The 13,187-nt window shown below is 33.5% G+C and carries 11 protein-coding genes, 3 pseudogenes and 1 riboswitch; of the genes and pseudogenes, 5 read left to right on the forward strand and 9 right to left on the reverse strand.

Annotated features, from left to right (window positions below; translation table 11 throughout):
- Positions 1 to 46: 46 nt before the first annotated feature.
- The gene (locus tag ASU02_RS26420) at positions 47 to 217 is read right to left on the reverse strand and encodes a hypothetical protein (RefSeq protein ID WP_157684513.1); all 171 of its coding nucleotides are present in this window, start codon (positions 215 to 217) and stop codon (positions 47 to 49) included.
- Positions 218 to 338: 121 nt separating this feature from the next.
- Positions 339 to 424, forward strand: a riboswitch (cyclic di-GMP riboswitch).
- 512 nt (positions 425 to 936) lie between these two features.
- Between ASU02_RS26420 and ASU02_RS13765 the strand changes: the two genes are divergently transcribed.
- The 3 genes from ASU02_RS13765 (at position 937) to ASU02_RS13775 (ending at position 3,751) form a co-directional block, all read left to right on the forward strand.
- Positions 937 to 1,173: a hypothetical protein gene (locus tag ASU02_RS13765; protein ID WP_057764536.1), complete on the forward strand. Its 237-nt coding sequence runs from the start codon at positions 937 to 939 to the stop codon at positions 1,171 to 1,173.
- Between the two features lie 922 nt (positions 1,174 to 2,095).
- Positions 2,096 to 2,656: a copper resistance CopC family protein gene (locus tag ASU02_RS13770; protein ID WP_057764538.1), complete on the forward strand. Its 561-nt coding sequence runs from the start codon at positions 2,096 to 2,098 to the stop codon at positions 2,654 to 2,656.
- Between the two features lie 3 nt (positions 2,657 to 2,659).
- Positions 2,660 to 3,751, forward strand: a complete 1,092-nt coding sequence (locus ASU02_RS13775) for a copper resistance D family protein (RefSeq protein ID WP_057764540.1) — start codon at positions 2,660 to 2,662, stop codon at positions 3,749 to 3,751.
- An 83-nt stretch (positions 3,752 to 3,834) separates the two neighbouring features.
- On the opposite strand, the gene ASU02_RS13780 is transcribed toward ASU02_RS13775, so the two are convergent.
- The 5 genes and pseudogenes from ASU02_RS13780 to ASU02_RS13800 form a co-directional block, all read right to left on the reverse strand.
- Positions 3,835 to 4,431, reverse strand: a complete 597-nt coding sequence (locus ASU02_RS13780) for a cell wall hydrolase (RefSeq protein ID WP_057764542.1) — start codon at positions 4,429 to 4,431, stop codon at positions 3,835 to 3,837.
- A 244-nt stretch (positions 4,432 to 4,675) separates the two neighbouring features.
- The gene (locus ASU02_RS13785; RefSeq protein ID WP_057764543.1) at positions 4,676 to 5,164 is read right to left on the reverse strand and encodes a glutathione peroxidase; all 489 of its coding nucleotides are present in this window, start codon (positions 5,162 to 5,164) and stop codon (positions 4,676 to 4,678) included.
- A 91-nt stretch (positions 5,165 to 5,255) separates the two neighbouring features.
- Entirely contained in the window at positions 5,256 to 5,789 is a 534-nt protein-coding gene (locus ASU02_RS13790) for a dihydrofolate reductase family protein (protein WP_057764545.1), read from the reverse strand.
- 225 nt (positions 5,790 to 6,014) lie between these two features.
- Complete coding sequence (locus ASU02_RS13795; protein ID WP_057764748.1) at positions 6,015 to 7,202, reverse strand: Ger(x)C family spore germination protein; 1,188 nt, start codon at positions 7,200 to 7,202, stop codon at positions 6,015 to 6,017.
- 5 nt (positions 7,203 to 7,207) lie between these two features.
- Positions 7,208 to 7,795: pseudogene (locus ASU02_RS13800) on the reverse strand (GerAB/ArcD/ProY family transporter); the annotation flags it as partial.
- Positions 7,796 to 8,070: 275 nt separating this feature from the next.
- Here ASU02_RS13800 and ASU02_RS13805 point away from each other — a divergent pair.
- Together ASU02_RS13805 and ASU02_RS13810 are read left to right on the forward strand one after the other, a co-directional pair.
- A pseudogene (locus ASU02_RS13805) lies at positions 8,071 to 8,719 on the forward strand (IS1595 family transposase); the annotation flags it as partial.
- A gap of 47 nt (positions 8,720 to 8,766) precedes the next feature.
- The gene (locus ASU02_RS13810; RefSeq protein WP_057764547.1) at positions 8,767 to 9,108 is read left to right on the forward strand and encodes a hypothetical protein; all 342 of its coding nucleotides are present in this window, start codon (positions 8,767 to 8,769) and stop codon (positions 9,106 to 9,108) included.
- A 347-nt stretch (positions 9,109 to 9,455) separates the two neighbouring features.
- Here the strand turns inward: ASU02_RS13810 and ASU02_RS13815 are convergent, their stop codons facing one another.
- The 3 genes and pseudogenes from ASU02_RS13815 to ASU02_RS13825 all read right to left on the reverse strand — a co-directional run.
- Positions 9,456 to 10,139 carry a response regulator transcription factor gene (locus tag ASU02_RS13815; RefSeq protein ID WP_057764548.1) on the reverse strand — a complete coding sequence of 228 codons (684 nt, stop codon included), beginning with the start codon at positions 10,137 to 10,139 and terminating at the stop codon, positions 9,456 to 9,458.
- Complete coding sequence (locus tag ASU02_RS13820; RefSeq protein WP_057764550.1) at positions 10,136 to 11,596, reverse strand: sensor histidine kinase; 1,461 nt, start codon at positions 11,594 to 11,596, stop codon at positions 10,136 to 10,138. The genes ASU02_RS13815 and ASU02_RS13820 overlap by 4 nt, the downstream gene beginning before the upstream one ends.
- Before the next feature lie 234 nt (positions 11,597 to 11,830).
- Positions 11,831 to 12,691 (reverse strand): annotated as a pseudogene (locus ASU02_RS13825) (DUF4822 domain-containing protein); the annotation flags it as partial.
- Positions 12,692 to 13,187 lie beyond the last annotated feature (496 nt).

The following is a 13,187-nucleotide window of genomic DNA, read 5'->3' on the forward strand; positions in this document are numbered from 1 at the left end:
GCTTCTCCTTCATTCCTAAATGCATATACACCCTGGCTTCAACTCATCATTTCGAATCCATTGCCATTGTTGCACACAAAGTATTCTCATCTTTAGATAAAAAAACATTTTTTACCCGGCCGGCAAAACTGATGATCGCCATTCTTCTGTCTTGTTTAGTGACCATCTGCTTAAGCAACAGCTCGAGTATCTCCCTTACTTCCTCCATCCCAAGCACAATTTTTTCACCTCACTAGTAAACTTAAAAATTCCTAGGTTCAAACCCCTTTTACATTTCACAAAATGTAAATTCTTAAAAAATGTGACATATCACACCTTTTTTTGAAAAAATATGATACCTTTATTAAGGGCAAATTTTACGAAAGTAAAAGACGCAAAGCTACGGGCCTAAAACATTTATTGTCATGGTAGCCGGGTTGCCAAGAATCTTTCTTGTTTATCTATTTGATATTGATCTCTTTCTAATTAATTTGCCTAATTCTTAATAAGAGGGAGAAAAATGATATTTTATCCAACTTTTTTTTGTAACAATACGAAAGTAAGACATGCTGTAAGAGACAAACATCACTCAGAGTGCGGAATAAAGTACAACCCATTTTCTACATTCACTCGAAATGATCTTAAAAATATAAAATTTAAACGATCGAATGAGATTAACTGTCCTGCATGCAGATCCATCATAAAATAATTGATGGATCTTTTTTAGTTAGTTATTATGAAACTTATTACAAATAAAGACTAGCAGTATTTATTTCACGTCCACTATTACTATTAGATCAATAATAATATATGGAATTTACTATTTTGTTATTTACTCCTATCATCTTTTAAATATTTAAGCAGGAATGGTCATAAGTTATTACAACTTATTCCTTATTTCTGCATCGAATCTCCATTTATTCTTTGTATCCTAAAAGCAGAAAGGAGAGGATAAAAATGAAAAAAATAGCTATTGGTATGTTAGGTGCAGCATTTATTTTTGGAGCAGGAACTTATACATTAGCTCAAGGCACTGAAGATGGTCTCCTAAACTTCAAGCAAGTGAAGCCGTATATGGAGAAGATGCATCCTACTTTTTCCGAAGAAGAACTTAAAGACATGTATATGGCCTGCCATGGAGATGATGGGATGATGGAAAACAAAAATCCAGAAAAGATGATGAATAAGCTTTAAAACTGAAATAAGCAGTGCTTTTTAATCCAATTGATGATTGTTATTAGAAAGTCCAGCCAAGAGAACAGTTCTACTAAAATTTCCAGAATTTTAGATTATACTTTAACTGATCTGTATCTTTTTATTCTCCACTTCAAAAAAATAGATAGTAAATAAACCTGCTGAACAATTTTCTGCAGGTTTATTTACTATCTATTTTTGTTTTCGGCTTTACACTTATCATCATTTTTAATTCGAATCCTTTGTTTGCACAAAAATGAGTGCTTTGTTCCCTTTTCTTAGTACGCTTTCTCTACTTTTTTTCATTTAATTTTCTATCCATTTTGACGCTCAATTAAGAAATAGATTAACTAATATATGGTGTCAATCCTATAATTGCTAAGATTTTATTGTATTATCTCATCCCTCTATTGTTTGTCTACAATGGCTCACAATGGTTTTTATAATTGATAATAGCTTTTTAACATATTGTCCTCTCCCTAGAGTTAAAATTAAAACTAATTCAAGCAGTTTATTTCTTATCCTTTAATAATACCTGTTTCAATCGCATCGATTATTGTCAATACTGCATATATGCTCAGCAGTAATCGTCTCATGTGCTGAATATTTATAGATACTGCAACTTGAGTTCCACTTCCTATAAATATTATTTAAAAAATTCTTTATTACAATTTGTTGATGTCTGCTACCTGCAACATTTTCAGGAACATCATTTAGTATTTTCTGTAAATGATGCGATGATAACATTGTTTTCGAAGGTATGCAGCAAGCAAATTTTTTTGCGGTCGGATGATTATTAAATTTCTTTGGATTTATCAATGTTACTTCATACAAAGTTCACATTTATTATTTATACTAATTGACGAAAATGAATAATAACATTTTATTCATGAATATAGTGGAAATTCTAGGAGGAATTACTATGAAACGTATTTTTATCGCAATAGTAGCAGTTTTAGCAGCAATGACTATCTCTACAACTAGCGCGTTTGCTCACTCTCATTTAGGCGGATCGAATCCAGCCGATGGAGATGTTGTTTCAGAGCCATTAAATGAAATTGTTCTTGAATTTGATGGTCAAATTGAACAAGGCAGTTTTATTGATGTAAAAACTGCAAAAGGGAAAGAAATAAAACTTGAAGATATTATAATTGGTGAGGGAACCTTAACAGGTACAGTTGCTGAGCCGCTTCCAAATGATGAATATCAAGTAAATTGGAGTATTATTAGTGCAGACGGTCACCCATTAGAAGGTGAATTCTCCTTTACTGTAAATGTTCCAGTTTCAGAAACTGTTGAAGAAGAACCAGAGAAACCATCAGAAACGACTAAACCAGCTGAACAACCAACAGAAGATAAGGAACAACCAGCTGCAGCAAAAGACGTGGCGAAAGAATCAACTTCTATGACAGTTATTCTAATTGTTCTGTTAGTAATCATTGTAGTGGCTGGTTTCTACTTCCTTACTAAAAGAAAGAAATAATAAATGGATATATTAGTGATCATTAGTCAGACGCTTTTGTATTTATGCTTTTCGGTCCTAGCAGGAAGTTTTATTCTACTACTTGTCCCAAGTAAATTTCGTCCAGATATTAAAATCCCTAAGCGCTTATTACTTATTAGCGCCATATTGCTGCCTGTTTTCGCGTTTATTCCAGTACTGGATATTACTTTATATATCGCTCCACGGCTAGGTTTATTTGAGTCGTTAAAGATAGTCTTAACAACTTACAAAATTGGAACTGCTTGGGATTTTACCCTTCTTGGTTCCATTGTATTGATATTATTAATTTCCTTAGTAAAATCAACTGAAAAGAGCAATTTCGCTATTTTAGGAGCTTTATTGACATTTGGCATAATATTTACCATTGCTTGGTCCAGCCATGCAAGCGTTATTGATCCAATTATAGGAATTATAAGTGATTTTCTTCATTTATCAGCTGTTAGTATTTGGGTAGGGATATTACTGGTTATTGGCTGGTTTGCTCTCAATCATAAAAATTGGCTTGCATTTTTAAGTTGGTTTTCAAGTGTGGCTATTGGCTGTTTCGTTGCGACCATTCTAAGCGGTTTGTTCCTGATGGATTTAATGATCGATGGCTACATTGATTCGTGGCTGGTTTCATATGGACAAGGGTTATTAATGAAACATTTATTCCTTCTGCCACTTGTTTTTTATGCCTTAGTAAATGGTTTCTTTGTAAAATATAAACTATCAAAAGATGATACATTCAATCCGATCCCTTGGATTCGTGTCGAAGGTTTTATTTTATTTGCTATTTTTACAATTACTGCAGTTTTTTCGCAGCAATCACCGCCCCACGGGCTCCCTTTAACTAGTGATATAATATCACCTATATTTAGACTATTTCACGATGGCACTTTCGAATCTGGTCATACAATTGGATTCGTTTTGAATGTAAATTCAGTATGGTTCTTTTTCCTTTCTCTCTTATTTATGGGGTTAGTTGTTTTATCGATCTTCAAAAAAGCATCAATTATTATATCTTTTCTTCTTAGTTGCTTATTTGTAATATGTATATACTCCATGTTAATGGTGACTGTGGTAATTCGCTAAAAAAAGAGTGTGGCTCAAAAATTATATTGAGCCACACTCTTTTTCAATTGCTTAGCACCTTGGTAGACATACAGATGCTTATATTACCTTGCGAATCGATGATTTCCAATTGTAATCGTCACATCACGTGAAAGGATCCATTTACTCGTTGAAGTTTTTGGGTTATAGAAATACAATGAGCCTCTTCCCTGTCCTCTAAACGCTAAGGCCTCCTCTACAGCCTTCTTAGATGCGGCATCTGCTTGATGATTGATTTCTCCATTTTGAACAGGCGTAAATGCATAATGCCCGCTTACTTTTTGATAGATTACTTGTTTTACTGTATTTGGGAAAAGTGAACTGTCGACTCTGTTTAAAATGACTGTAGCAACCGCTACTTTTCCTGCATAAGACTCTCCCTTAGCTTCCGCTGAGACAAGACGTGCCATGAGTTCCTTATCTGCTTTTGATATAGCAGTATTTGGAATAATTAGTTTTTCACCGGTCTTCAGTAAATCACTAGTTTTGTTATTAGCTTTCTTTAAGCTGGCCACTGAAACCCCATAATTGTTCGCAATGGTCCAATAAGTTTCTCCATTATGTACTTGGTGAATATTTGTTGCTGCATCTGATTGTGAGCTAAAACTAAATAGTGAAATTGCTAGAGCTGGTACAATCAAAAGTTTTTTAAATTTATTCATCTTATTAGCCTCCTAATTTCCTCATAAAATGATATATTAGTAGGCTAACAGATGTAATATTATTATTCATTCACCAAAATATGCTAATTTTTATAATATCCCTGTGTTTCCCAAGAATACTAATATGGCATTAGTAAAGGTTAAATATGGCAAAGGTTTTCTATATAACAAAAACTTCCTTTGCATACTAATTTTGGTTTTTATGTAACAGAAATTTCGATTGTGTTACAACGTAATTCGTATCTTATTTTCTAAATGCCAAATTTTTCACGATATCATCTTCTAACTTGCTAGGTTCTGTTGTCGGAGAATAGCGGTCAACCACTAAACCCTTTGAATCTACCAAAAACTTTGTGAAATTCCATTTAATATTTTTTAACAGAAATCCACTCTTTTGATCTTTTAAATAGGTATACAAAGGCAGTTCATTTTCTCCATTTACATCAACTTTAGCGAATATTGGAAAAGTAACTCCGTAATTAAGTTGGCAAAACTTCAGCGTTTCTTCAATATGGTCATACTCTTGTTTATTGAATTGATCACAAGGAAAGCCTAAAATTTCAAGGCCTTGTTCTTTATATTTTTCATATAGCTTCTGAAGTCCTTCAAACTGAGGAGTAAATCCGCATTTGCTTGCTGTATTCACAATGAGCAGCGTTTTCCCTTCATAATCCTTCAATGATTTTTCTTTGCCGTCCGCCATTTTCACATGAAAATCATATACAGTTTTCAAGAAAAGTCCTCCTACCATCTTCGTTTTTTTGATATGCCTAATTGTGTTTATCCATTTCAGTAATCTTTTGAAACCTATACGAATAGTATGTTTATTTTCCAACAATATAATGTAATTCAACAAATTGATTAAAGGTTCTTGTGCCTTTTAGATAAAGATCTAAATGATAATTGCTTTCTTTAAATAAAGGAATCCCCTCTCCGATTATCTTTGGTGCGATTGTCAAAATTAGTTCATCAACTAAATTTTCCTTTAAAAATGCATGTAATAAATCTCCGCCGCCAACTATCCAAATATTTTTCCCGTCTTCTTTTTTTAAGTTGTTTGTAAACGTAACAATATCTTCATTTATGAACTTCACATGATCTGTATCGTCATTTCTTGTCCTAGAAAAAACGAAACACGATTTATCTTTATATGGAAATTGACCTTTTTCATGCTTCATAATCCAATCATATGTTCTTTTACCTATTAAAATGGTATCAATCGTTTCAAAAAATTCCGTATACCCATTATCCCCTTCACCTTCAACTTTAAATAACCAATCTAAAGAGTCATCTTTTGTTGCGATAAATCCATCTAAACTTTGAGCTATAAACAATACTAACTTTCTTTGGTTATTCATATTATCACTCCTATTTATTCAACATAAGAATATACGTTCCCTCCAAAATATGGAACAGCTAAACTGAATCCTCTTTTTTAATCTTTTATATGAAGAGATCTTTGAACGTACTATTTTTAATGTACGATAATGCATTCTACAAAAAGTTTATTAATCCTTTTAGATCTTATTCATAAATATTAACTTCATTTCTTCCCAGCGTTAACCGCTGTGAGACAATACTTTTCAATTACTTGAGGTCCCATAATCTTTGATAGTTAATTTTACCTCGCAATTGGTTGGAACCTCACTAAATGTTTGATCCCAATCCTTTTTTTTCTTTTCCCATACCCTTGGATATTCAATCCTCAATTTATTTCCAAAGCCAGAAACATCTGCCTGATATTCTTTTTGTATTTTATCTAATACATTCTTAACCATGCGTTCAACCTCTTTTTCAACAGATTTTTCTGCTCTTTTAAGGAATTTATTTTTTTGTAGTTCTTCAGTGAAGTCCCAATGTTCAGCGATCCTTCCTTCTGACTCAATTTTTATATCAAATGAAATATTATTTCCTTTAACATAAGGTTTAATTTTACTTTTCATAGATAAAATTTCGTATACAAAAGGCTGACCTGTCTCCTCGTCTAAGTCTTTAACTAGTCCGCCCTTCCCTTCGCCAGTTATCCACGTTAACCCCTCTAATTCCTTATCAGTCAAAAACCCGCACAATTTTTTCGATTTTCCTCCAATCACGGCTGCTCCCGCAAACTTTACATTTCCATTGTCCGAGAGTACATTCTGCAAAAGAAAACTGGATTCTGAATGTAATTTCCCCACTATTTTTGTAAGTGTCATAGGAGGAAAAATCATAGTGGTTCTTTTGTGGCCTTTAGTCATTTCAACAAGTTGAAATGTCGGAATCTCATTGGGTTCATTTGTCTCTAATACTTTGCTAGCACGATTTTTATCAATAAGCAGGAGACCACTTGGTCTTATCTCCTGTTCTCTAATAAAGAAATCCAAAATCTGCTGCATACTTAGATTACGTGCAAGATCCTCTCCAATGACAATCACTTTTGAGTGTTCAGCAAATGCGCGTTTGTCAAATTTCAATAACATATTACGTAAAGTGGGTAGAATCGCATCTCCTGTTTCAGAAACATTTTTATAAGCTTTTTGTTGAGATTTTCCTTCTTTTGTAATACCGCCAGTTGTTTCAGATGTAACAAATTGATTCGTTATCGTAATTCGTTTTCCTTTGAGATACTCGGCTTCCTGTCTCTCATCCCAAGGAACACTTCCTTCTTTTTCGAGATCTAATGAAACACCTACAACTAGACCTAAATCTTCAATTTCTTTGCTGCTCCAGCATCCTGAAAGAGACAGAGGTAAACAAAGGATCAGCAAACACCAAAGGATCCGGACAATCATACAAATCATGCCTTTCCGATCTTCAATCTCGATAGTAATAGTAAGATTAATGGCAGTACGGCAAATAAAAATAAGGCGACATTTCCGATTATATCCCCAAATTCAAACAGGTCATTGGTGGTTTTGGAAATCATAGCAATTATGTAAATAAGCGGGATCAAACCATATATAAATGGATGAATGCTCCTTTTGAAGGGTTGAGACAGCCCTAATGCAGCTGCATAATAGGTGATTGTAAAAGTAGTAAATATTTGCATAATCCAAATCACAACCAACAATGACTCAAATCGTTCAAAGACTAAACCTGGGATCTCAAAACTGCGCATAAGTTCTAGTGTAGGCCAAGTTCGCGTAACCATTCCATCAACAGATAACGCTCCTATAACCATAACAACTGTTATAACGTAGAAAATCATCGGAATGGATACTCCCACTAGAACGACTTTTACGGCTTTGCCAGGCTGTTTCATAAACGCTACAAGCAGCAGCATAATTTCAAAGCCTAAAAATGCAAGAACGGTTGACTTAATCCCTTTTACCATCAGCATTATTCCTAATCCTAGTACAGTGCGGAGATTGTCTATTTCAAATATCATTTAACTCTTTATGCGATTCGATACCGTAACCTTGAGCTTTTTTTCGAACATAGTTATATATATGGACGGTGTGCTATGCTTACAAAATCGTTTAAAATAAATCTGAATTAAATAATAAAAAAAACAGCACTTTGAAAAAGATTGATCAAAATGTTGATTTTTTTAAAATTAGGCTATGTTAAATAACTCTGTTTATAATCGAATAAAGCAAACGAACGTTCCAAAATACAAAAAGATCATTTGTTCGAAGGGTTTGCACCGGCCTTATTGATGATGTTCATTATCTTACTTTGTTTTATTGGAGACATAAAGTGTTGTCAGCTCTAAAACAAATAGATTTCAACACATTTTCAGGGATAGTAGAGTTGGATGAAACGCACTTTCTTTACTCTGAAAAAGGTAAAAGAAGTATCGAAGGGCGTAAACCTCGCAAAAGTATAGGTAGTTCAATAAAATATCATGGTATTAGCCACAAACAAGTCTGTGTTTTAATCGCAAGAGACCGCCAAAAAGCCACTTATTCAGGTGTGCTCGGTAGAGGTCGGATTATGAAAACCCAATTAGACAAGGTTATCGGCTCTAAGCTATCATCAGACAACACACTTTGTACTGATGCTTGGAGGTTTTTTCTATCTATGCAACAAGCAAAGGATTGGAACATTATCGTTTTAAATCAGATAGAACGGAGAAAATTAAAGGACTTTAACAAATCAAAATGTAAATACCAATCACAGCCGATTAAAAGGTTGGTTGAACCGTTTTAATGGTGTGGCAACGAAATACCTTGACCATTAATTGAGTTGGTTTCAATTTTTGATATTGTGAAACAACGAAACAATTAGGAAAATGATTGTTGATAGTTGTATATTCTCAACTAATGTTACTTATGATACGTTTAGAATAATAGAATTTGGAATTTAAAGATTACTTGCATTTGATAATAAATAATAATTAAGGAGGGATAAACTATGCCATTAGAAAAAAGTGATATAGCATTAACTATTTACGTTGCATTTATGGTAATATCTTTGATATTTTGTTATGGGTTTAGCTCAAAAATGATTAAAAAAACTGGTTTATTTGGTACACAGACGATTATTGCCAGTACACTTAACTTGTTATTAGGTGTTTGTGCAATAATGGGTTGGTTTTTCTTTTCGTGGCGTGTAAATGAATTTATGTTTTTCGGAGGACTAGCATTAGGAATAGGAATGTTGGTTATAAGTGAAGCAATTTTAATTATTGTTTTATTTATTAGACGAAAAATAATGTTACAAACTTACAATTCTAATATAGAAACCAAAAGTTGATTTTTCAAAGCTTCCTTCGGTTAGAAGGCAATGTGGGAACTCCTGTGAATTAGGAGTTCCTTTCTTTATAGAATAAAACAACATTATTCATTAACATAGCCTAAAATTAAAAAGTGTTTTAATATTGTTAGAACCTTTCATGCTCTTCACTAAAAATGATTTTTGGATTTTTTAGGATTGAAAAATCGTTTATGACTATTAATAGTGCTTCTAAAGTATCTCCCATTCTCCATTAATAAGGAAGACTTTCTTAATCAAATTCATAGAGGACCAAAAAATAAACCCTGTTGTTCCAGTTATCCCTTTCGTTCCTTTTATTTCAATCACACTGAATATAAACGAAGATATTAAATATTAAAACGATAGCCAGCCCCCCACACAGTTTCCAAATATTTTGGATGGGCAGCATCCCTTTCGATTTTTTCCCGTATCTTCCGAATATGAACAGTCACTGTTGACACATCACCAGCTGAATCTGCCCCCCAGACTCTTTCAAATAATTGTTCTTTGCTTAAGACTTGATTAGGGTGCATGACAAAGAATACTAATAAATCAAACTCCTTGGTTGTAAATAATACATATTCATTATTTATATGAACTTTTCGGGCCACTTTATCGATGGACATTCCATGGACATGAATGGTAGATGTGACATCGCCTCCTGCTAACCGCTCATAACGGGTTATATGGGCTTTTACCCTTGCCACAAGTTCACTTGGACTAAATGGCTTTGTAATATAATCATCTGCACCTAATCCAAGGCCTCGAATTTTATCAATATCCTCCTTTTTAGCTGATACAAAAAGGATAGGGATGTTTTTAACAGCCCGTATTTTTTGACAAATTTCAAACCCGCTTATACCTGGAAGCATGATGTCTAAAATAATTAAATCGTAATTTTCCTGTAATGCACACTGTAGTCCGCTTTCACCAGAATGCTCTATATCTACACTAAAACTGTTTAGTTCTAAATAATCCTTTTGCAATTCTGCAATACTTACCTCATCCTCAACAAGCAGTATTCTTTTCATTTTTCATCACCTATTTCTATTACTTTATTTAATGTAAAGAAGATACTTGTCCCCTTGTTCAGCTCACTTGCAGCCCAAACTTCTCCTCCGTGCTCCATAATAATTTTCTTAACAATGGCTAAACCTAAGCCGCTTCCACCCGTTTGAGAGTTCCTCGACTGCTCTGCACGGTAAAATCGATTAAATATAAAAGGCAAAGCTTCTGGTTTAATCCCGCTCCCATTATCTATCACTTGAATAATTAAGTCATTGGATCTTTCATGTAATGATACACAAATACGCTTTTCATCTTTATTCATATTTTTTATGCTATTGTTAATTAAGTTCGACATCACTCGTTTTAACTTTTCTCTATCAGCTATAATATAGACTGGTTTTAATGCAGGGCTCAATTCTAAAAGGATGCCCTGCTGAACTAGATCAAGCGATAGCTCTTCCACAAAATCCTTCAGATATTGGACAAGTTCTACTTTCTCAAATGAAAACTGCTCTTTCTGAAGATCTAATTTAGAAAATAAAAATAGTTCATCAATTAATAAGTCTAAATCTTTAGCTTTTGTATATACCGTATTCAAATATTTGTTCATTTTTTCGGGTGTATTTGCTACTCCATCTTTAATCCCCTCAACATATCCAATTATAGAGGTAATCGGAGTTTTTAGATCATGTGATATATTAGACAATAATTCTTTTCTATTTTCTTCGTATTGTATTTGGAGATCCACTGATTCTTTTAATTTGATTCTCATTTCTTCAAAAGCCTGATTCAACTGTCCAATTTCATTCTTTGAGGCAGCAGCAATTTGAAAGTTTAAATCTCCAGACTTTATCCGTTCAGCACCTTTTCTAAGAACAGAAATGGGTTTAATAATGCTTCTTGAGACCAAATAATTCAATATTCCAATCATCATGATAAAAAGCAGGAGTAATGAACCTAATAAAATTGGAAATAATTCCTTTGACAACTCTGCATAAGAACTTACTTTTCTAAGTACAAAAATACTCCCTTTCTCATTATCTGAAAACCGAAAATCAAATTTTACATAGGTGAAAAAAAGACTTCCTACTTTTATAGTATCTCTGGTATTGATATTGGTTTCTTCGAATGGAGGGAGTTCATGCTGTAAATTGTTCCCACGATAGGAAGGTGATATATACGTGATTTTAGAGTCCTTTCTAACAACAATGCTTATACCTTTTTGATTAATTTGCTCGATTGCCCCTTGATCCAGTAATTTCTCAGGACTATGCTTTGCCAATAGTTTTAAATCGAGGAATGCATTTTCTTCTTCAGCAGTTAAAGGTTTTTGAACATACGTATTTTTGTAAAAATGCTCGATTGATTTTAAATCTCCCGTTATCGAAAATATGATTAAAAAAGTAGCGGCTAACAATAATGCAATGGATATAATAATTACTCCAATATACGACAACAAAAACCTTGTTTTAATTGACATGATCATTCATCCTGAAAAATCACCTTTCGTTTTGGGAATGTACTCACACTTTGCAATCTTTATTCTTTCCATTCACATACGCATTTTTTTAAAGACCTTACTATTACAATTTAATATATTTTTTATCTAAATGTCCTTCCGAAAATAACTGGATGATAATGAATTAAAAAACAAGCTGAGGGAATGGTTTTCACCATTCCCTTTTCATCTTAGACTCATCATATTTAATATGTTTTAATGTGTAAATTCTGGTTTTAGATCCCCGTTATATGGTTCGTGCTCTACAAATACAGTAATATCATTTCCTTCTTTGTCTTTGCCAGTTCTTTTATAAGTAAATTTATTATTATTCATCTCAGTAATTTCAAGAGCTGCACCATACTTATTATCTCCAATTGAAACATGTGCCCTTATTTTATTTTCATGTACAACAGCAAAGTACCCATAGTCCCCACGGCTTTCACCTGTTTCCGCATTAAAGAACTCATATTTATTCGTTTTATCATCAAATTTTGCTAGACTAATAAAATTAAAATTATATTCTGTTACATTATTGCCTTCTTCATCTAAGACAAGTGTACCATGCCATAGAGTACTTCCTAGTGTCTTATCACCGGATACCTCTTTAACAATATCTCCTGTTGTATTGTCCAATATTTTATCAGGATCAGAAAAAGCAAGCTCCTTTTCTTTGTACGGGACATGTTCAACGAATACTTCTATATCATTGCCATTCGCATCTTTCCCCATTCTTTTATAAGTAAACACTTCATTATTTAGTTCTACCATGTCAACAACAGCTTGGTAGTTCATTGATTCAGAAATTAGAATTCTCTTTTCCCCGTCATTAGTAATAAAGAACGTCCCTTTATCCCCCCGGGTTTCACCTGTTTTAGCATCAAAAAACTCATAATGCCCTGTCGTTTGATCATATTTTGCCAGTCCAATGAAATTAGCATTCTCAATAGTTAAATCATTATTATCTTTGTCATATACTTTTGTTCCTTGCCAATCTGTACTGCCAAGAATCTGACTCATTTCCTGACCTTTAGTCATGCTTTCTTCTTGTTGCTTGTTTTCATTTTTTACATCTTGGTCTACATCCGCTTTCGTTTCCTCTGCATTTGCCGCTTTTCCATTTGAAGAAGTTTCGATTGTGTCCTCATTAGATTGACAAGCAGTAAGCAGTGCTATAGAAGAAATACCTAATACCATTGCTAATTTTAATCTTTTCATAATAAACCTTCCTCCGAGTATCATCTCTATTATTTTATTCATTAAATCTAGTAAAAATCATATTGCCTTTACATAGTAATTACTAAATGGGACTATTTTTAAGGCATATCCAGTTCTCTTTTCCTTGTTTGCGGGCATCATACCTCTCGGTTGCTTACCGATGAGCGCTATTTATCCAGTTCGTGGGCATCATACCCCTCCCTTGGTTACCGCGAGGAGCTATTTTTCCTGTTTACGGGTATCATACTACTCTTATGGTTACCGCTGAGCGCTATTTTCTCTGTTTGCGGGCATCATACACCGCGGTTGGTTACCGCTGAGCGCTAATTCCCCTGTTTGCGGGCATCATACACCG

The organism is Cytobacillus praedii (assembly GCF_001439605.1).
In the GTDB taxonomy this organism is placed as follows: Bacteria; Bacillota; Bacilli; order Bacillales; family Cytobacillaceae; genus Cytobacillus; species Cytobacillus praedii.